This is a genomic window from Lysinibacillus telephonicus (assembly GCF_003966145.1).
GTDB classification, from domain to species: domain Bacteria; phylum Bacillota; class Bacilli; order Bacillales_A; family Planococcaceae; genus Ureibacillus; species Ureibacillus telephonicus.
Genome location: NZ_RXNR01000002.1, coordinates 107137 through 127628, shown reverse-complemented (window position 1 = coordinate 127628; position 20492 = coordinate 107137). Strand labels below are relative to the sequence as shown.

18 protein-coding genes, 1 rRNA gene and 1 pseudogene are annotated in these 20492 nt (G+C 35.3%); 3 read left to right on the top strand and 17 right to left on the bottom strand.

All coding sequences use genetic code 11. The annotated features are described in order from the left end of the window. The 6 genes from EKG35_RS01255 to EKG35_RS01230 all read right to left on the bottom strand — a co-directional run. Window positions 1-214: ribosomal RNA gene (locus EKG35_RS01255) — 16S ribosomal RNA — on the bottom strand; the annotation flags it as partial. A 592-nt stretch (window positions 215-806) separates the two neighbouring features. Beyond that, the gene (locus tag EKG35_RS01250) at window positions 807-1412 is read right to left on the bottom strand and encodes an alpha/beta hydrolase (protein ID WP_126292490.1); all 606 of its coding nucleotides are present in this window, start codon (window positions 1410-1412) and stop codon (window positions 807-809) included. Window positions 1413-1463: 51 nt separating this feature from the next. After that, complete coding sequence (locus EKG35_RS01245) at window positions 1464-2402, bottom strand: ring-cleaving dioxygenase (protein WP_126292489.1); 939 nt, start codon at window positions 2400-2402, stop codon at window positions 1464-1466. A 73-nt stretch (window positions 2403-2475) separates the two neighbouring features. Next, the gene (locus EKG35_RS01240; RefSeq protein WP_126292488.1) at window positions 2476-3459 is read right to left on the bottom strand and encodes a ring-cleaving dioxygenase; all 984 of its coding nucleotides are present in this window, start codon (window positions 3457-3459) and stop codon (window positions 2476-2478) included. A 275-nt stretch (window positions 3460-3734) separates the two neighbouring features. Continuing rightward, entirely contained in the window at window positions 3735-4259 is a 525-nt protein-coding gene (locus EKG35_RS01235) for a YceI family protein (protein ID WP_126292487.1), read from the bottom strand. A 271-nt stretch (window positions 4260-4530) separates the two neighbouring features. After that, the gene (locus EKG35_RS01230) at window positions 4531-5535 is read right to left on the bottom strand and encodes a M23 family metallopeptidase (RefSeq protein WP_410798677.1); all 1005 of its coding nucleotides are present in this window, start codon (window positions 5533-5535) and stop codon (window positions 4531-4533) included. 215 nt (window positions 5536-5750) lie between these two features. Between EKG35_RS01230 and EKG35_RS01225 the strand changes: the two genes are divergently transcribed. Beyond that, window positions 5751-6065, top strand: coding sequence for a thioredoxin family protein (locus tag EKG35_RS01225; protein WP_126292486.1), 315 nt, complete (start codon window positions 5751-5753; stop codon window positions 6063-6065). A gap of 158 nt (window positions 6066-6223) precedes the next feature. On the opposite strand, the gene EKG35_RS01220 is transcribed toward EKG35_RS01225, so the two are convergent. The 6 genes from EKG35_RS01220 to EKG35_RS01195 form a co-directional block, all read right to left on the bottom strand. After that, window positions 6224-6424 (bottom strand): hypothetical protein, encoded by a 201-nt coding sequence (locus EKG35_RS01220; protein ID WP_126292485.1) that lies wholly within the window; start codon window positions 6422-6424, stop codon window positions 6224-6226. A gap of 10 nt (window positions 6425-6434) precedes the next feature. Continuing rightward, window positions 6435-7940 carry an NCS1 family transporter gene (locus tag EKG35_RS01215; protein WP_126292484.1) on the bottom strand — a complete coding sequence of 502 codons (1506 nt, stop codon included), beginning with the start codon at window positions 7938-7940 and terminating at the stop codon, window positions 6435-6437. Window positions 7941-7970: 30 nt separating this feature from the next. Continuing rightward, the gene (gene preA, locus EKG35_RS01210) at window positions 7971-9251 is read right to left on the bottom strand and encodes an NAD-dependent dihydropyrimidine dehydrogenase subunit PreA (RefSeq protein ID WP_126292483.1); all 1281 of its coding nucleotides are present in this window, start codon (window positions 9249-9251) and stop codon (window positions 7971-7973) included. Window positions 9252-9380: 129 nt separating this feature from the next. Continuing rightward, on the bottom strand, window positions 9381-10745 hold the full coding sequence (locus tag EKG35_RS01205) for an NAD(P)-dependent oxidoreductase (RefSeq protein ID WP_126292482.1): 1365 nt from the start codon (window positions 10743-10745) through the stop codon (window positions 9381-9383). A 23-nt stretch (window positions 10746-10768) separates the two neighbouring features. Then, window positions 10769-12184 (bottom strand): dihydropyrimidinase, encoded by a 1416-nt coding sequence (gene hydA, locus EKG35_RS01200; protein WP_126292481.1) that lies wholly within the window; start codon window positions 12182-12184, stop codon window positions 10769-10771. A 40-nt stretch (window positions 12185-12224) separates the two neighbouring features. Further along, complete coding sequence (locus EKG35_RS01195) at window positions 12225-13463, bottom strand: Zn-dependent hydrolase (RefSeq protein WP_126292480.1); 1239 nt, start codon at window positions 13461-13463, stop codon at window positions 12225-12227. Between the two features lie 167 nt (window positions 13464-13630). Between EKG35_RS01195 and EKG35_RS01190 the strand changes: the two genes are divergently transcribed. Next, complete coding sequence (locus EKG35_RS01190) at window positions 13631-14815, top strand: PucR family transcriptional regulator (RefSeq protein WP_126292479.1); 1185 nt, start codon at window positions 13631-13633, stop codon at window positions 14813-14815. 20 nt (window positions 14816-14835) lie between these two features. On the opposite strand, the gene EKG35_RS01185 is transcribed toward EKG35_RS01190, so the two are convergent. From EKG35_RS01185 to EKG35_RS01165, 5 genes and pseudogenes are all read right to left on the bottom strand, one after another. After that, window positions 14836-15861: a putative zinc-binding metallopeptidase gene (locus EKG35_RS01185; RefSeq protein WP_185807602.1), complete on the bottom strand. Its 1026-nt coding sequence runs from the start codon at window positions 15859-15861 to the stop codon at window positions 14836-14838. Between the two features lie 252 nt (window positions 15862-16113). Beyond that, window positions 16114-17493: an MATE family efflux transporter gene (locus EKG35_RS01180; RefSeq protein WP_126292477.1), complete on the bottom strand. Its 1380-nt coding sequence runs from the start codon at window positions 17491-17493 to the stop codon at window positions 16114-16116. Between the two features lie 27 nt (window positions 17494-17520). Continuing rightward, window positions 17521-17862, bottom strand: coding sequence for a GIY-YIG nuclease family protein (locus EKG35_RS01175; protein WP_126292476.1), 342 nt, complete (start codon window positions 17860-17862; stop codon window positions 17521-17523). A 19-nt stretch (window positions 17863-17881) separates the two neighbouring features. Further along, entirely contained in the window at window positions 17882-18637 is a 756-nt protein-coding gene (locus tag EKG35_RS01170; protein WP_126292475.1) for a DUF2087 domain-containing protein, read from the bottom strand. Between the two features lie 231 nt (window positions 18638-18868). Further along, window positions 18869-19458 (bottom strand): annotated as a pseudogene (locus tag EKG35_RS01165) (nitroreductase family protein). Between the two features lie 117 nt (window positions 19459-19575). Here EKG35_RS01165 and EKG35_RS01160 point away from each other — a divergent pair. Continuing rightward, window positions 19576-20208 carry a hypothetical protein gene (locus EKG35_RS01160; protein ID WP_126292474.1) on the top strand — a complete coding sequence of 211 codons (633 nt, stop codon included), beginning with the start codon at window positions 19576-19578 and terminating at the stop codon, window positions 20206-20208. Window positions 20209-20492: the final 284 nt, after the last annotated feature.

Here is a 20492-nt window from a genome sequence, read left to right as displayed (position 1 = left end):
TCTTTCAGCATTTCATCAGGAGATGAAATGAATCATTCGGTATTAGCCCCGGTTTCCCGGAGTTATCCCCAACTATAGGGCAGGTTGCCCACGTGTTACTCACCCGTCCGCCGCTAACATCTTAAGAAGCAAGCTTCTCATCAGTTCGCTCGACTTGCATGTATTAGGCACGCCGCCAGCGTTCGTCCTGAGCCAGGATCAAACTCTCCATAAAAGAAAATTTGATAAAAGCTCTAAATTACACTGGCATCATATTTGATGTCCAAAATTTTGTTTCGTTCACTGACGAGGGTCAGCTACTAAAAACTTTATTTCATTAACGTTTTGTTGTTCAGTTTTCAAGGTTCATATTCGCCGCCTTATCCCTGCGACAACTTTTTCATTATATCAAACTATCATTTTCTTGTCAACAACTTTTTCAAACTTTTATGTTGTTTGTTTTGCCGACAGATTTACATTTTATCACTTCAGCGAACATTCGTCAACAATTATTTTTGAATTTATTAATGTTTTCGATATCAGCTAAGCGACGTTTATTATAATAACCTTTTACAAAATATAAGTCAATACTTTTTCTGTAGTTTTTCTCAAATTATCAACACCTTCTATATATATCTATCCTCATCTAATAACTATAATTATCACAACATAAACTAAAAAATAGAATTACCTTCACCCTTGATGAAAGTAATTCTATTTCTTATTTAAATAGTCTTTCTCACTACTACTTATTTATTGCAGTGCTGCAAATTTATATGTGGACCATTATTATTGCATATTAAACTGTCCTTTAATTACTACAAGACTTAAAAGGTACTGTCATACCATTTCTTTGCAGCTTGGACTTCTCCCATTGTTAATTGATGTCCACGATTTTCCCAATGGATAGTAACCGAGCTGCCCGCACCCCGCAATAATTCCTGCAGCTCTATGGACTCCTGCTGAGGACAAATAGGGTCATTCGTTCCCGCTGCAATAAATACGTTTATATCTTTTAAATTTGGTAATTCAATACCGCGTCTTGGAACCATTGGATGATGTAAAATCGCACCCTTTAATGCATCTTTATGATGGAATAGCAAGCTGGCTGCAATATTCGCTCCATTTGAATAACCGATAGCAACGATATTATCCCGATCAAAGTCGTATTCCTTAGCAGCATAATCTAAAAATTGATTTAACTCATTTGTACGGAAAATTAAATCTTCCTCATCAAATATTCCTTCTGCTAAACGTCTAAAGAATCGAGGCATTCCATTTTCTAAAATATTTCCCCTTACCCCAAGCACCGAACTTTGAGAATCAATGATTTCTGTTAAAGGCAGTAAATCATTTTCATCTCCCCCAGTTCCATGTAATAAAAGCAGCAAAGGTCTATCTGGATTTGTTCCCTTTTTAAATATATGTTGCATGGTTTCTCTCCTTATTATAATTGAATTTCCCCTGTTTCTAAAAATGAACTTTTAATCAAGCTTGCGTACTTCAATTGGAATTAGTGACTTTTCTAAACTATCACGTAAACGCTCATATTGTGATGGCAGCATTAACTGACTACCCATTGTTTCATATGATTCATCATGTGCAAAACCAGGGGGATCTGTCGCAATTTCAAATAAAATCTCCCCTGATTCACGGAAATAAACCGCATTGAAGTAATTACGATCTTTAATTTCAGTGACATGTTGGCCATGATTCATCGCATGCTCTTGCCATTGACGGTGATCTGCATCATCTTTTGCGCGCCATGCAATATGGTGAACTGTACCAACTCCCATTGTACCGCGTAAACCTGTTATCATTTTTAAGTCAATAGTATTGCCGATATCACCAGATGCTTTAAATCTAGTATAGTCCCCTTCACTTCCTATAACTTCAAGCCCCATTACATCAACTAATGTAGCTGCCGTTTCTTGAGGACGTGTAGAAAATAGAATCGCCCCGCCAAATCCTTTAATCGCAACTTCTTTTGTAACTTCACCAAAAGTCCAAGGATTTAATTCTCCTGATTCACGTTCTACTATTTCAAGGTGTAAACCGTGTGGGTCGTCAAATTGCAAATACTTTTCACCAAATCGCTCCGAAATTGTATATTCTACATCAAATTTAGTTAATCGCTTTTCCCAGAAATTTAATGCACCAACCGGTACAACATATGTTGTCACACCAACTTGACCGTCGCCAATTCTTCCTTTATAAGCATCTGCCCAAGGGAAGAATGTAATAATTGAACCTGGTTTCCCACCTTCATTTCCAAAATATAAATGATACGTACCTGGGTCATCGAAATTAATCGTTTGTTTTACTAAACGTAAACCTAGAATACCTGCATAAAAATCAATATTTTCTTGTGGGTGTCCAACAATCGCAGTGATATGGTGAATACCTGCTGTTTTTTTCTCCATTTATATACTCCCCCTATTTTACTTTAGAAACTTACTAGCAATTCAATTACGATTCCTTCTAATAACTTAATGATTATTCATACTCTTTTTCAAAGTTTTTTGTGCTGCGAACTGTATCAATTGGTCTTACTAATTTTTCGATTTGTTCTCTTTTGGACTCAAAGAAAGGTGGTAAAGATAGTTTTTCGCCTAATGTCTCATACGGTTCATCTCCCATAAACCCTGGTCCATCAGTAGCCAATTCAAATAAGATTGAAGGAGCTACATTTGTATATAATGAGCCAAAATAGTAACGCTCTACGAAACCCGAGTTTGGTAATTTAAATCCCGTTAAACGTTGCTGCCAAGCATCTAAATCAGCTCGTTCATCTACACGGAACGCAGTATGGTGAACTGTACCATACCCTTGTCGCGCTTGTGGTAGAACTGTATTGTATTCAATTACTACCTGTGCTCCATTACCGCCATCTCCCATTTCAAATAGATGGAAAGCCTCCTCTTGTGCTACCTCTCTCATGAAAAAGACTTTCTCTAATACCTCTTTAAAATAGTCATAGTATGAAGTACGTACAAAAATAGGTCCTAAACCTGTTATCGCATATTCTAAAGGAATTGGCCCTTTTTGCCACGGCGTTCCAGCTGCAACACCTTCATTGAATTCATCTGAAATTAATTGATATTGTTGATCGTCAAAATCTACGAAAGATAAAGTCTTTTTACCAAATTGCTCCTTAATTCCTGTATGTTTTACTTCTAGACGGTTAAAACGTTTAACCCAATATTCTAGAGCCTCATTATTCGGTACACGGAAGGATGTTTTTGAAATTTCATTTGTACCGTGAACTCCTTTTGGAATGCCTGGAAAATCAAAAAATGTCATATCTGTGCCTGGACTACCTACATCATCCGTGAAATACAAGTGATATGTTTGAATATCATCTTGATTTACTGTTTTTTTAACTAAACGCAACCCTAATGTATAAGTGAAAAATTCATAAATTTTTTCCGCACTACTAGTAATTGCAGTTACATGGTGTATCCCTTTTAACTCGTTCATTTTTATTCCTCCAATTATCTCGATTTCGAGATATATTTTCAAAAAAATTAGATAGCTAGTTATAACTATCTTTATTTTAACAATACTTATTGTTTTTATTCATCAGACTTTAATTCGAATTAAAATATCTCTAATTCGAGACAATAATATCATGGGTAGTTTCCTATGTCAATATATATTCCCAAAATTAGTACCTATGTAAAAGGAGTAATTGATACTAAGTTTAAAAAAGGAAAAGAGCGCCCAAATCGGACACTCTTTTTTATCTTATATAATTAGGCTGGGTTGATTTCTAACTCAACTTTAATTTTGATATCTTTACCAACAAGTACACCGCCTGTTTCAAGTGCTGCGTTCCAAGTTAAACCGAAATCTTCACGGTTAATTTTTGCTTCAGCTTCAAAACCATAAACTTCTACGCCCCATGGATTTGTACCTTTACCACCGTATTCCACTTCAAATGTTACTGGTTTTGTTACACCTTTAATAGTTAAGTCACCAGTTACTTTATAGTCATCGCCATCTTTAGTAATGTTTGTAGATTTAAAATCGATCGTTGGGTATTTATCTGTTTCAAAGAAGTCAGCTGATTTTAAATGGTTATCACGGTCTGCACTATTAGTATTGATGCTTGCTACATCAAATTTGAATGCCACTTGTGCAGTTGTTAGGTCTGTTAAATCAGCAGCTTCAATATCTGCTGTATAAGAATCAAATTGACCTTTCACTTTTGATACCATCATGTGTTTTACTTCAAAGCCTACTGAAGAGTGTGATTGATCGACTGTCCATTTTGCCATTTTAATATTCCTCCAATGTTTTTAATTTGTCTCGAAATCGAGGTATTATTTTAAAAAAATTTGATAATAAGGTTCTCACAATTAGTTCGAACTTAATTATCTTTAATTCGAGATAAATTTATCATATACCATTAATCATTGTCAATGCTTTTTAAAATAATTTATTTTTTAATTATTTATCATCTATGTAAATCCCTTCTTACTCAAGGCTTATGTACATTTGCCGAAAAAAATCCCCTTTTGCTTTCTGCATAAGGGGAGACTTTATTTATTATTTATTTTTACTTAGTCTTTTCGAATATTTTTCCCATTGAACAAGCGATGGATATGGGTCAAATGCCCACTCAGTACGACCATTAAATTTATACATTCCATAGTGCAAATGGGGCGGGAACTTACCCGATGTCCCTTCCTTGCCATACCCCGAACTTCCGACACCACCAAGGAGTGTACCTGGTTTAATAATATCGCCTACTTTTAATTTTTTATTAAAGTATGATAAATGAGCATAATAATGATAAGTATTATGGTTGTCCCGAATACCAACTCGCCAGCCGCCAAATTCGTTCCAGCCCATTACTTCGATTACGCCATAAGAAGTAGATAAAACAGGGGTGCTATAGCCAGTAAAGATATCAGTTCCTTCATGGATTCGTCTTCCTCCCCAACCTCTATTGGCCCCCCATGTTCCACGGTAACTATAGTTGTAGCCGCGCACAGGGACTGGGAAAACATGTGTATCCAAATTAATTGTGTTGTAATGTTTAAATATCTTTGCGATTGTAATTATTTGATTAACAACTTTTTCACTTTGGTAATATTCCCATAAAGCAATTTTAAAATCTTCCTCATTTGGCCCGTATTGACTTAGGTAATTTGCCATTGTCAGCATAATATCCTCATCGTTATCCCGATTTGCTTTACCATCCCCATTTCCATCTTGTCCTAATCCGCCAAAATATTTTATTGTAAATGGAGACGTATCATCCTTTAATGGGTTAAATGCTCCAGCCCAATATTCTTTAGAGAACTGAATCGCAATTATACTATCCCGTTTCGGTATATCTGATCGAACAGCCTGTATATTACGTTCATATTGGTCGACTGCACCTAAGTAGTACCAAGGAATAATTTCATTTTGAAATTGTAAATACATTGACATACGTTCATCCAATATCTCTTTTCGAGAAGGCGTTTCATTTGCAGATGCAGAATGAGATAAAAATACGTTCCACAACATTGTCAGTACAAATATAGAAATAAGATATCGAACCAAAAAGAAACCTCCTTTCCTACCCTTTTAGAATATCCGAAAATTTTTATTCCATGAGTTGACTCAAAAGCATTGCTATGATAAATAATTTGCACTTTTAGCGAGATATTATTTATAGAAGATTTTTCTTTAAAAATCGATTCCTTAGTTTTCTTATAGGAAAATAATAGATAAATGTGTTATGATAAGAATAAGAAGTAAATTATAGGAGGATTATTATGGAGAATTTACAATCGGTAGAACAATTTGAACAACTAAAATCACAGGGTCAAACAATCTTTATGTTCTCAGCAAATTGGTGTGGAGATTGCCGTTTTATTGATCCTTTTATGCCAGCAATCGAAGAAAAATATTCAAATTATAGCTTTATTAAAGTGGATCGAGATGAATTTATTGATTTATGCATTCAACTAGATGTATTTGGCATTCCGAGTTTCATCGCTTATAAAAATGGTGAAGAAGTTGGTCGTTTTGTCAGCAAGGATCGTAAAACACAAGCCGAAATTGAGTCATTTATTGATGGTTTAAAATAAGAAGAAAAGCACAAGTATTAGTTAAACGGAGCATTAAAAAAACACCCCTTCCAATAGCGGTGTGGATAACCTTTCTAGAAGCTGAGGATGTTATCCTCATAAAAAATAAGTCTGACTTAAAGGTTCAAAATAAACCTTTTCAGTCAGACCACTTTCTTTTATATAAAAGTCATCAATTTTGTACCAATATATTTTCGACCTTCTGGTGTAACTAATTGTAATTGAACGTTTTCTTCATTTAATGAAAACTCAACAAATGTACCACTTAAATTTTCAAATAGGCTTTGTATTTGATAGCCATGATCAAAAAAATAATCAATTTTGTTTTTCTCTTCTAAAAACATAGCATATTCAGACATGTGACACCCCTCACTCTGTCGTTTTTGTTGTTAGGAGTTCTTCTCCTACTGGTTGGGTTGCTTCCGTAGTATCTGGAAGTGCTTCTTCCTCTACATCAATGTCCCAGTCACGTCCAACTGTAATTCCTAAATATTTTGAGTCGTCCGGATCTAAAATTTCTGCTTGAGGGTATTTAACAAACCACCAATACTTTGCTAAAACGTAGTATAAAATTGTTCCAACTACAAAACCTACAACTGATGAGTAAGATTGCAGAAGATTTGCAGCTATTCCTCCAACAATCCATGCAATCATCCCAGCCCAGTTGATGCCTTTTGCATAACGGTATTGGCCATCCATTTCATATAAGTCTTTTACATTTACACGACGTTTACGCAACAAATAGTAGTCTGCAAATAATACCCCTACAATAGAAGTTAAAATTCCACCAATAACAAGCAAAGCTAAATTTAAAATATCAAATAAGCTCCAAGGCTGCGCTAAAATACCAATTATCCCAGCTATAACAACCCCGACCCAAAACGGCACTTTTGGTCCACCAACATTAGAAAAGATCGTTGCAGCAGGAATAACGTTTGCGGAAGTATTTGTAGACCATTGAGCTAATACAATCATAAGTAATAAAACGCCTAAAATTAAACCATTTGCTGCTTCTTGCAAAGCCATAACAGGATCTGCGGTAGAAACTGCAATATAGCAAACTGCACCAATAATAATCATAAATGTATTTACAATTGGCATGACAATAATTGAACCAATAAATTGTGTTTTATTTCGTTTAAACCAATTCTTCTCATGCTTTGGTGCTTTAAAGAATCTTGATAACGAAGGCATATCAGCCGCTAATGTTGCCCAGAATCCCATATTTGCCATGATAACTACCATGAATGCTGTGAATGCAGCTGCCCCAGTAGCCGGTGACTCTACCCAACTCCAAATATCGTTTCCTTGTAATGCGGCTTTATCCTCTAAAGTGATAAACATCCAAACTGAAATAAGAATTATTATTGGTGCTGCTAAATCCGCAAAGCGTTCGATTGATTTAATACCTAATGAAACATTAAATAATTGAACAACTGCAAAAAACATAAAACATACAAACCAATTATCAAACCCGAACAATAAATTTAAAATACCATTAATCGCTGTAGATCCAAAATACGTATTAATTCCGAACCAACATGATGCTGTTATACCACGAACAATTGATGGTATGTGAGTTCCGATTGTACCAAATGGTGCACGCATATAAACAGGGAAGGAAAGACCATGTTCAACACCTATATCCCCAATGATGGTCATTAAAACACCAATAGCTACAGACCCAATTAATGTTGCCAAAATCACCAGCGGCAGAGGCAAACTTATAATCCCTGAACCTCCAATAGAGAATGCAGCTAATACTATTGCCATTCCAACCCAAATAACAGCAAATCCAAATTGACCAATTGACCGCTTACTATGTGAAATAGGAAGTAAGTCAGGAGATTTTAGGTAATCACTTTTCTTTGACATAAAATTTCCTCCCTTTAAATATTCAGTTTTTTATTTAGCTACTCGATCTACTAGAAACTTTTGAATAGTTGCTTGACGCTGATTCCATGTCATACTTGGCAAAGGCTGTTTGACTTCCACCATATCGATGGCACCATCAACAGGACAAACGATTGAGCATAAATTACAGCCTACGCAATCTTCTTCACGTACTTTAAGAAATGGTTTTCCATTGTCATCTACCAACATATCAATACATTGATGGGAAGTATCTTCACAAGAAATATGGCATTTATTGCAATTAATGCACACATCATTATTAATTCGTGCAACGATTTTGTAATTTAAATCTAAATCTCCCCAATCTGAATATTTTGGCACTGATTTGCCAACAAGATCCATTACCGATGCAATTCCTTTTTCATCTAAATAGTTGGATAAACCATCAATCATATCCTCAACTATACTAAAGCCGTGGTGCATTGCCGCAGTACAAATTTGTACTCCTGTTGCACCCATTAATAAAAATTCAGCCGCATCCTTCCAGTTAGAAATGCCGCCAATTCCTGAAATTGGCACATTAATATGTGGATTTCTAGCGCATTCTCCAACCATATTAAGTGCGATTGGCTTAACAGCAGGACCGCAATAGCCTCCATGTGCACCTTTGCCTGCAACATGCGGGATTGTATTCCAAGTATCTAAATCTACACCTGCTAAACTATTAATTGTATTAATCATACTAATAGCATCAGCGCCTCCTCGAACGGCTGCTTCTGCTGTAGCGGTGATGTCTGTAATGTTTGGCGTCAGCTTTACAATAACTGGTGTTTTTGCTGCTTCCTTTACCCAATAAGTTTGTTTTTCTACAAGTTCTGGTACTTGCCCTGAAGCAGATCCCATTCCACGTTCAGCCATGCCATGTGGACATCCAAAGTTCAATTCAAGGCCATCTACGCCAATATCTTCTACACGTTTAACAATTTCATGCCATTTTTCCTGTTTAGGTTCTACCATTAGTGATGCTATAATTGCATGGTTTGGAAATCTCTTTTTCGTTTCATAGATTTCCTTTAAATTAATTTCCAAAGGGCGATCTGTAATTAGTTCAATATTATTAAATCCAGCAACTCTCTGACCGTTAAAATTGACCGCTGCAAAGCGAGATGAAACATTTAATATAGGATCACCAAGTGTTTTCCAAACTGCACCACCCCATCCAGCTTCAAATGCTCTTTGTACTTGATATCCAGAGTTTGTTGGTGGTGCAGAAGCCAACCAAAATGGATTTGGTGATTTAATACCTGCTAAATTTATACTTAAATCCGCCATCATCTGTTCCTCCTTTTATATGGAATTTCAAATATGTCCTTATCGCGATAACAAAGACTGATTTTTTGAAATGTGACGCTTCACTCATATAAACAACATTGTAATTTTCATTGGAGGTTTAAACTTATTTCAGCTTGCTGAAATAAGTTTAAATGATTGATGAATGGCTTTCGCTACTTCTTTTCCCTGCTCCGCTGCTGAAACGACCATTGCATCTCCTTGACCATATCCAAAAATGACATCACCACAAGCATAAACTTTTTCTTGAGATGTTTTTAACGTTTCCTTATCAACTTCGACGACACCTCTTGTATGATTCAGTTCGAATGCTTCAATTAATTCTGTATAGCGAGACTGACCAATTGCTTTTATAACAATATCTAGATCAATGATAAACTCAGAACCATCTACAGGAACTGGCTTTTGTCTTCCATCTAAGCCCGCTTCACCTAACTCCATTTTGATGCATTCAAGACCTACAACTTCCCCGTTCGCGTTACCTACAATTCTAGTAGGTGCTGTAAGCCATCTAAATTCAACGCCATCCTGTTTTGCAAAGTCATATTCAAATTGGTATGCCGTCATTTCATTTCTTGTTCTGCGATATAAGATTTGTACATTTGATGCACCTAATCTTAATGCTGTTGTAGCCGCATCAATCGCTGTATTACCTGCTCCTATAACAGCTACTTTTTTCCCTACTACCGATTCTGTTAATGGGGATGTTTTTGTAGATTTTATAAACTCAATAGCATCATATACACCATTAAATTGTTCGCCCTCTATTCCTAAGTTCGGCACCTTCCCCATGCCAATTGCCAATACAACACGATCATACTGGTCTATTAATTGCTGTGCAGAAATATCTACACCTACTCTAGTATTTGTTTTAATTTCTACACCCATTTGTTCAATTTGTTGAACTTCCCATTCTACTACTTCTTTTGGAAGTCTGAATGAGACGATGCCGTAGCGTCCTAAGCCTCCAGCTTCTTTCTCTGCTTCAAAAATCGTAACTTTATAGCCTAAACGGCTCAATTCTCTTGCAGCAGATAATCCTGCTGGACCGCTTCCAATAATAGCAACCTTTTTTCCATTTTGTGTACCAGCTTCAAACAATTGTTCCTTTTGTTTCATAGCCCAATCGGTTGCATAACGTTGTAAATTTCCGATAGCGATTGGTTTTGAGACATTATTTAATACACATGCACCTTCACATAATTCCTCTGTTGGACAAACTCGTGCACAGCTAGCACCAATTGGATTTGATTCTAAGATTGCTTTAGCTGAGCCTTTTAGGTTTCCTGAAGCTATCTTTTTAATAAACTTCGGTATTTGTATACCTGTTGGACACGCTGTTATACAAGGTGCATCATAGCAGTACAAACAGCGATTCGCTTCTACTATCGCCTCAGTTTTCGTCATTCCTTTAAATATCTCTTGAAAGTTCTCAGCTAAGTTTGCTGAGATTTGGCCTCCAGTAATGTTAGACATAGTTTTCCCCCCTCTAGAAAAACTTAATTTGAAACAGCTTCTAAAGTACTTAAAGCCCCTTTCCCAAGTTGACGTTTAATATATTTTCCACCTCCTAAAGCACCGACAAATTGTTTATCTTTCACAATGAATTCTCCGCGTAAAAGTACACTTACAGGCTCACCTGTAACCTCCAACCCTTCAAACGCATTGTAATCGACATTCATATGGTGGGTTTCAGCAGAGATTGTACGCTTTATATTCGGATCGAAAATAACAATGTCTGCATCAGACCCAACGGCAATTGTTCCCTTTTGTGGGAATAGGCCAAAAATCTTTGCTGCACTTGTTGAAATCATATCTACAAAGTCATTAATTGAAATACGTCCTTTACTAACGCCTTCTGAATATAGGACACTAAATCGATCTTCAATAAATGGACCGCCATTTGGAATTTTCGAGAAATCGTTTAAACCTAATTGTTTTTTACCATTGAAATTAAATGAACATTGATCTGAGCCAATCGTTTGTAGTTGTTTTGCTTTTAATGCATTCCATAGAGGTTCTTGATGTGATTTTGGTCGAAGTGGTGGTGACCATACATATTTAGCGCCTTCAAATCCAGGCTTTGCCAGTAGCGTTTGGTCTAAAGTTAAATATGGAGGACAAGTTTCGCCGTAAACGTTGTAGCCTTTTTCACGTGCCTTAATAATTTCATCTACAGCTTCTTTACATGTAACATGAACAACATACAATGTCGCACCTGCTACATGCGCTAGTTCTATTGCACGTTTTGTTGCTTCGCCTTCTACTTCTGGCGGTCTTGTTAATGCATGATAAATTGGTGCAGTATTTCCTTTAGCAATAGCTTCCTCAACTAGTTCATCGATAACTGAACCGTTTTCACAGTGCACCATTACTATTGCGCCAGTTTCTTTACCGATTTTAAACGCTTTAAATAATGTGCGATCTGTTGCTTGGAATTCCTTTGCATATGCCATGAATACTTTGACAGATGTTATTCCCTCTTGTTCTAATAAAAGCGGCAATTCCTTTTCTGTTTCTTCATTTAAATCGCTAATCATTAAATGGAACCCGTAATCAATTACCGCCTTACCTTCTGCTTTTTTATGCCACTTCTCAACAGCATCTGATAATTTTGTTTCTCCTGCCGTTAAACAAAAATCTAAAATTGTTGTTGTGCCTCCGAATGCTGCTGCGACTGTGCCAGATTCCCAATCGTCGTCTGTAACAGTATTATTAAATGGCATGTCTAAATGGGTATGTGGATCAATTCCTCCTGGGAAAACGTATTTTCCTGTAGCATCGATTACTTCTGCTTCTAATGCATCAAGATTTACTCCAATTTGAACAATTTTTTCACCTTCGATTAAAATATCCGCTTTAAATACATCCGTTGCAGTTGCTATCGTTCCTCCAGTGATAATCTTCTTTTTCATTTACATTCTCCTTCCTACATGCAAATTTCATAATTAAAAATTAAATGAGTGCTTCCTGAATGGAAAATTTCGCTTGCAGATTTAAAACTGTTTCAAGCAATACATCTGCTCCTTTTACACAAGCCTCATAAGTTGTTTCTTCTTCCTCACAGTGGCTTTTTCCATTTATGCTTGGAACAAAAATCATCGCTGATGGAATGTAGCTTGCAATAAACTGTGCATCATGACCTGCACCACTGTATAAACGCTTATATGAATAACCATATCCCTTACAGGCTTGTTCAATTTGATCGCATAATGATGCCTCAAATACAACGGTATCACGACCCCAAAGCTTTTCTTTCTTGATATGACAACCCTCTTGCTGCAGTGGCAATGAATGAAGTATCTCTTCTACTCTATTAATCTTGATAGGATCTTTATGTCTAGCTTCTAGTGTAAACACAACTTTATTAGGAATAACGGTATGAATATTTGGAGTGACATTCATTCTGCCAATTGTGTAAACCAATTCTTCATCTACACTACCGAGTGCCTCTATTAAGTTATTTATTAGCTTTGTTGCTAGAAATAAAGGATCATTCCTCATTTTCATCGGTGTTGTTCCTGCATGGTTCGATTCACCGGTAACAGTAATTTCATAACAAACCATTCCAAGAACACCCTCAACTACACCAATATCTAGTCGTTCTGCCTCCAAAACCGGACCTTGTTCTATATGAAGCTCCAGGTAGGCTAATGCTTCTTTTAAACGGTTTTCTTCACTGCCTTCATAACCGCTTTCTTTTAATGCATGTTCAAATGTAATACCATCCTTATCAGTAGACTGAAGCATTTTTGTTTTATCGAATTTATTTGATAAAACACCCGAGCTCATCATCGAAGGTTCAAATCGGGCACCTTCTTCATTTGTGAAATTTACAATTGTTAATGGGATGTCTAGTTCAATATTGTTGTCCACAATTGTTCTTACTGCTTCTAATGCGGTTAATACTCCTAAAACTCCATCAAAACGGCCACCCTTTACAACTGAGTCTAAGTGCGACCCCATTACAATAGGAGGCAGATTGCTTTTGCCAGGTAAGGTTGCGTACATATTTGCCATATCATCTACTTGAATAGTCATTCCTAACTCTCTGCAGCACTCATAAAAGAGATCACGAGCTTCTACATCTTCTTGCGATAAAGAAAGTCTTGTGACTCCTCCCTTGGCTGTTGCACCAATACGACTAAACATAATAATTGAATCTTTTAATCGAGATTCATTACATTTGTACACGAAGCACCCCTCCATTTAAAATGTTAGAATTATTAACATATGGATATAAGGATTAGTTTAATGTAAAATGGATTTACAGCAAATGGTTATTATTCTAAAAATTTTTGTGCAATTGCACAGTCATAACGTCAACTTTCTTACCAAAAAATGTCGAAAGGAGTTATGTAATGACAACTATACATTCATTGCTCTTAGAACCTGAGTTTAAAATTTTAAAGTTAGTAGCAGGAGAAAATGGATTGAATAGAAAATTATCTGGAATAAATGTAATTGAAAGTCCCGATTTAATACCATTTTGCCGTCCAAATGAGTTAATTGTTACAACCGGCATTCAAATGAAGAATGATATAAAACAACTAGAAGAGTTAATCCGTCACTTGTATACAAAAAGAGTCGCAGGTTTTATTATTAATGTCGGCCCATATATACCCGAAATACCAGCATCTATCATTCAATTCTCCAATGATAATAGCTTTCCTCTATTATTAATGGATTGGCAATACCGTGTTGCCGATTTATTAAAATGTACTTTTGAATTTATTACAATGTCTCAACATTCTCTGCACCATCAACAAAATGATCAACAACTTTTTAGTCAATTACTCTTTCATTTCAATAATATAAACGCCCCTTCCCTCGAGGAACAAATACAGCAGAGAGGATTTCCAAAAGGTGCAGAATTAGGAATTATTACTTGTACAACAAAGAATTCTAACCACTCTATTTCTAAATTTTCTTCTATTATTCATTATGAATTTCATCATCGTTATAATCATTATTTGTCATTAAAGCATCATAACCAGCTGCTTTTTTTAATTAATCGTGCGGAAGTAGAGAAGGATTCAATTCCTTTTTCAAAAACTGTAGAAAAAATATACGAGAAAATTAGAGAAAGAGATGGGGACGTTCATTTAATCATTGGAATGGGAAATTTTTATACTTCTTTGAAGCATCTTGCAAGAAGCTATAATGAATCATTAACTGTTATTCATTTAGTACAGCAGCATCAAAATCCTTTTATTTATAAGTATAAAGAAATAGGTGCTTACAAAATTATTATGGGTGTACAAGACCAATCAATTATTCAGCAATTTCATCATGATATGTTGGACCCCCTATACTCATACGACCAGTTGCACAATACCGATTTTGTTTACTTTTTGCGAACATTCCTTGAGGAAAACGGCAGTATTATTAAAATTAGTAAAAGGCTATTTTTACACCGTAATACAGTGAGTTACAAGATTCATAAAATAGAAGGGATATTAGATGTAGATTTAAATCACCCTTTTACGAGAACAAACCTTAATATGGCATTTATGATAGAGGACGTATTGAAACAACAAAAATAAACTTGTGCTCTCGCACAAGTTTATTTTTGTTTCTTATTTTCTTCCACACTTCTCACGATCCAAGTCGAAGCTCGGGACAATATTTCTGTACGCAGCTTAACTAGTTCTTCAAATTGATAGAAAAATAATAGTTTTTGTTCCTTCACTGTATCTCCATTTGGAGTTTGTGTTAAAACAAAGTGTGCGAATGACTCGGCAAAATCCTCTTCAGGAGATGTCATTGCATATTTTGATACGTAAAAGTCCTCAAGCTCTCCATTGCCTCCCGATTCCCAAAACCTCTTATAAAAATCATTTAAGTAAGCATCTTTATAAAAGCACCCTGAATCTTGCAAGTACAATGATTTGCACCCTTTTTCATCTTCCCAATAGTCAATCTGTATTTGATTAAGGGATAAAAAATGTGCATATTCATGCAAGTACGTGACGAGAGTTTCTGAAGCAAGCTCGATATTTTTATTGTTCATACCTAAAGTCCAATACTTACCGTATTTATCATGAAGAGATACATATGCAAGGGTATCTCCACTTTCAAATACTTCGAATCTATTAATATCGTCTCTATATTTTTCTGGAATAAGCCAGCTAAAGCTAAACCATAAGTTAGCATGGTAATCCATTTCCTCTTTTGAAATGTTGGCATTAGTATAAATAGCCTCATCTTTGTTATCGACATCATATGTAGTGAGTACGGTTATACCCTCATCACCTGTTGCGACGGATTCTTCTAACACTAGAGATCCAAACGTCTCTTCAAGCTCAGCTATAACAGCATTCCCCCAAGCAACGCAGGAATCATAATCAATACAGTTGATTATTAATGCACAAATTTCTTCCTCTTCAATATAAACCTCATTTTCATAACACCAATCCAGCAGTTCGATTTCCTCGCTAGCATTGTCAATTTGCGTTAATGCATCAACCTCAGAACTTACTACCTCACTTGCCGCAACTTCTTCCGCTTCTAATATGTTCTTTTCTACAGACTCCCTGCAACCAACTAATAGCACAACAAAGGATAAAAAGAGAAAGCGGAGAAAATTCAAAGGCCGTACTCTCCTTCCTTCCATATAATGTCTCTATATTTTACTAGAGATTCAAATAAGAAATGAATGAAATTAAAAATATATTGTCAATAAATTACTACAATTTACCCAACATTTTTTATGATACGAGGGACCGGAAATGCTTAATTTCTATATAAATTAAACAAGTATGTAATCAATCATTGTAAATACTTTAAAGTTAAAAAAGAAAACGCCTGGATAAGCAAATTGTCCAAGCGGCGTTTCTTTATACTATTCATTTACTAAAGCCTGTATCGTTTTCTTTTTCCAAACGAGTCGATAATAACTATATTGTGCTGTTAAATTTATAATGAATGCAATCGGATAAGCCAACCATACGCCATTGATTCCAAGGCTCGTGAAATTTGATAATAGATATGCAGCTGGTACTTCTACAAACCAAATGCTTCCGATTAGAAATACCGTTGGCCATAAAACGGTGCCTGTTGCACGCATTGTTGCTGAAATTGCTTGTGTATGCCCTAATAGTAAATAACTCCAGAAGGAAATTATTATTAAACCCTTTGAAATGGCAATTATATCTGGATTGGATAAAAATATTCTCAATATAGGCTCAGCTAACAAGTAAACGATGATAATTAATGCACCACCGAATAAGTAAATTAACTTTAATCCCAACTTTGTAATCTCTTTTAAGTTTTCTTGATTTCCTGCACCAATTGCCTGTGCTACGAATACAGATATAGCAATAGACACAGAAAGACCTGGAATTTGGATGTAGCTTGCGATTTGGTTTACAATGCCATAAGCTGCCGTTGCGTTAGAACCATAGCTATTTACAAATGTCAAAACTGCAATTTCCGCCATCGCAATCGACACTAAACTAATACTTGAAGGAATAGCGAGCTTTAAAAGAGTTTTAACGATATTTCCCCTAAAGTGGATGTTTTTTAATATAATTTTGTCTAATTTTATTGCATGATCTTTTTTGTGCAAATAAATCAGTAATAGTATAAATGTAAATAAATTTGCCAGCACCGATGCATAAGCTGCTCCATTCAAAGCTATAGCCGGCAGCCCAAACCAGCCAAACATTAAAATTGGCAGCAATAGAATATTGATAATGATACTGATGATTAAAAATAATAACGGTGTTTTGGAATCCCCTGCCCCTCTTATAAAAGTTGTATAACTCATATACAAAAAAGTAATAGGTAGAGTGACAAATATAATTTCTGCATAATTTGCACTTTCAATTAATATATTTTCTGGTGTCCCCATCCATCTTAAAATATCTTCTGTAAAAAGTCCCCCGATGATAGCAACAACAATTGAAAGCATCAGTGTTATTGCAATTGTAACACCAACAACTTCTTTCATTTTTGAAATATTTCCTGCTCCATAGGTTTGACCAACTAATATCGAACTCCCTGATCCAATGCCAATTGCAAAAGAAATGAGAAAGAAAAGCAGAGGGAAGAAGGCCGAAATCGCAGCAAGTGATTCTTCACCAAGCGTTTGGCCTACTACTATGGCGGTTATAATTTGCCCTAAAGACTGGACGACACTTGAGAAAACGATTGGGATTAGAAAAAGAATCATCGTTTTCTGTAGAGTTGTCTGATTTGACTGTTGTAAAATGCTTTTCATTTCATGTTCTCCATGATTAATTTATTTTTAATGATAGCCGCGCTCCCTAAATGGCTGCAGCTGTTCAAGCCATTTATTTTCAAGTTCCTTTAATGCTTCTTTTTCATTAAAGTAAGGACTATCCTCCTTCTTCAACTTCTCTAATATATCAACCAAAAAAGCATCTTTACCGTACTTTGACCAATCTGATTGAAGTTCCTTGTTATGAAATGTTTGATTTTCTAAACTAAATTTAACACCGTTGATTGTTTTCAAATTCCGTGTACTATCAATAAATACTTTGCCTGTAATATTATTTTTTATTTGATAAACACCTGCAATAATTTCGATTTCTCGGTATTGATGTTTTAATTCCTTTTTTCTTTCCACGGGGAATGCTCCCTTCCTATTATTTTTTCAGCCAATAAGCGCTGCCGTTTGCTTTACGATCAAGAAAACCATATTCAATTAAATATCTTCTGATTAATACATAGTCGTTATAAATTTCCTTTAAAATCGCGTTTAAATCCTTCTCATTATATTTGGCATTTGCATCTAGGCGTCCGGCTATTGCACGCAGCACTACAAGACGCTGTTTTTCATTTGGAGGAAATTTATTTAGAGGACCTGTTAATCCTTCAATAAAATATTTATTTAAAATTTTCGTTTGTTCCTCAGCAGTAACTGCATACCGATCATCTAACATAGTGGCATGTTTATGCGGTGCAACAAAAGCAGGCGCATACTGGTCCTTCTCCTTTAGAAGCTCCATAATCGCTAGCAATGTTTTAGCCTGACGTTCCTTCTCCTTAAGTACAAAACGATGATGACGAATAGTAGAGCTGCTCCCAATTTCCATTTCTTGTTGAACTTCCTTATCGCTCTTCCCTGCATAAAAATGTTTAAGTAAAGTCGTTTGATGCTCCGTTAAACCTGTTAATTTTTTATCAAGATTTAATAAATAGTTAAATACTGAATCATGAGTGTTTTCAATATGCAATCGAATATAACGTTTCGCTTCATACAGAACTTCTTCATGTGGATAAATCACACCTTTTTCAATTTGCTCACCACATAAAAGACACACATAATAATTTGCTTCTTCTTTATAACCTTGTTTTATTTCTTCTAATGATGCGCTCCAAAAAACATCAGATTGGCTCATGTTAAAACCTCTTTCAACATTATTTTGCATTCTGTTTATTATTTTTATAAACACATTATAAAAATGTTTGTATTATATGATAAACAATTTAACAAAACGTTTAGCTAGTGTCAAGAAATAATAATAATTTCCTTTATTGTTATACTTCTATTCTTTACCAATCCACTTAAAAGTCCACTCCATTCTCAAATAAAAAAGGCGTCCCGATTATTGGACGCCGCTTTTTTCTTGCTATTTAAATACTTTTACACGATCTTCGATTGGCTCATAATGCTTTTCTTTGGGAGGTGCAATCGGCTTCCCAAATGGCATTTGTGCAATTAACTTCCAATTGCTTGGAAGATTCCATTCCTTTTTTACCGCCTCGTCAATAAGTGGATTATAGTGTTGAATCGATACTCCATATCCTTCTGTTTCTAATGCTGTCCATACTATATATTGAAGCATAGCAGATGATTGCTGCGACCATAATGGAAAATTGTCTTTGTATGATTCAAAATTTTGCTGAAGCGATTCGATAATAGCTGTATCTTCAAAAAATAGAACTGTTCCATATCCTTTACCGAAAGCATTTAAACGCTCCTCTGTAGCACACTAAATTTCTCAGCGGAAACCCTTTTCCTTAAAGTCTCTTCTGTAATTTCCCAAAGTTTTCTATGATTCTCACTTAATAAAATTACAGCCCGATCGCTTTGAGAATTAAAAGCTGATGGTGAATGTAATACTGCTAAATTAACAATTTCTTCAATTTTTTCATCTGAAATAATAGGTTGATTACTAATAAAATGATATGAACGTCTTGATTTTACTGCTGAGTCCATCTTCAGCTGTTCATCCTTCCTAACAAATCAAGAAAAATATTGTTAAATAACAAGTTAATATTTCCCAACATCAAGGAATATGATGAATAACACTACATTTACATGGGGGTTAGTCGGTTGGATAATGTAAAAGCATTTGCTACATTTCAGCAAATTGGTGAGGAAGTTTACCGAACAAATACGTTTATTCAATTTGGGACCTCAAGCCAATCTCTTGGTGCTGCGGTCATGTTAAATCCAGGATCTGCAAGTTTAAAAGGAGAAGCAAAAATTAAGCTAATTCAAACTGGGGCACATACAGATGAAGTGGCATTGGATAAAACGATGAAACAGTTAGTAAAATTCATGAAAAGAACTCATGTTAAATTACAAGGAAGATTATACATTTACAACTTATTCTATGTAAAAAATACAATTGGCAAGGAAGCGATTGCATTATTTGAATCCTTAAAATCAACAGGTAATTATCCTACAATTACACGCCCCTCACTAAGTGAAATTCAAAGACATCCATGGATATTAATTGGTTGGGGTGTAGAGAGAGGAAAAAATTCTAGCTATTATGAGCTAGAAAAAAAGAAATGGCTTGATTTAATTTTAATGAGCCAAATCCCATATTTCGGGATATTATCAAAGGAAAATGAATACTACCACCCTAATCCAAAAGGCCCTGCAAACAACGTAAGACTCGAGCAACTAATTCGAGCATTTAAAGATGAAATTGAACCTCTTTTAATTGGGAAAGAATAATTAATCCCCTTCTTACAATTCAGAAGTTAGTCGAATCCCAACAGCTACAAAGTAAAATTCTTGAGCAAGTTGAAGAGCTCATTAACCTTTTATATATCTATCCGAATAGTATAAATCCCTTATCAAATCTTTTAAAATGTATAACTTAATTGATTTCCTCTTTACTTATGCTTTTTAAAGGGTACGTCCCAATATCCTTTTTTTTGGATGTACCCTCCAATTTGAATATTTTTATAATTTCCATCTACTATAATTCCGGTAGATTAACATCAACTAATCTCCTC

Coding starts and splice junctions, on each gene's coding strand:
- EKG35_RS01250 (WP_126292490.1), bottom strand. CDS start 1,412: ATGCAACATATATTTAAAAAGGGAACAAATCCAGATAGACCTTTGCTG.
- EKG35_RS01245 (WP_126292489.1), bottom strand. CDS start 2,402: ATGGAGAAAAAAACAGCAGGTATTCACCATATCACTGCGATTGTTGGA.
- EKG35_RS01240 (WP_126292488.1), bottom strand. CDS start 3,459: ATGAACGAGTTAAAAGGGATACACCATGTAACTGCAATTACTAGTAGT.
- EKG35_RS01235 (WP_126292487.1), bottom strand. CDS start 4,259: ATGGCAAAATGGACAGTCGATCAATCACACTCTTCAGTAGGCTTTGAA.
- EKG35_RS01225 (WP_126292486.1), top strand. CDS start 5,751: ATGGAGAATTTACAATCGGTAGAACAATTTGAACAACTAAAATCACAG.
- EKG35_RS01220 (WP_126292485.1), bottom strand. CDS start 6,424: ATGTCTGAATATGCTATGTTTTTAGAAGAGAAAAACAAAATTGATTAT.
- EKG35_RS01215 (WP_126292484.1), bottom strand. CDS start 7,940: ATGTCAAAGAAAAGTGATTACCTAAAATCTCCTGACTTACTTCCTATT.
- preA (WP_126292483.1), bottom strand. CDS start 9,251: ATGGCGGATTTAAGTATAAATTTAGCAGGTATTAAATCACCAAATCCA.
- EKG35_RS01205 (WP_126292482.1), bottom strand. CDS start 10,745: ATGTCTAACATTACTGGAGGCCAAATCTCAGCAAACTTAGCTGAGAAC.
- hydA (WP_126292481.1), bottom strand. CDS start 12,184: ATGAAAAAGAAGATTATCACTGGAGGAACGATAGCAACTGCAACGGAT.
- EKG35_RS01190 (WP_126292479.1), top strand. CDS start 13,631: ATGACAACTATACATTCATTGCTCTTAGAACCTGAGTTTAAAATTTTA.
- EKG35_RS01180 (WP_126292477.1), bottom strand. CDS start 17,493: ATGAAAAGCATTTTACAACAGTCAAATCAGACAACTCTACAGAAAACG.
- EKG35_RS01170 (WP_126292475.1), bottom strand. CDS start 18,637: ATGAGCCAATCTGATGTTTTTTGGAGCGCATCATTAGAAGAAATAAAA.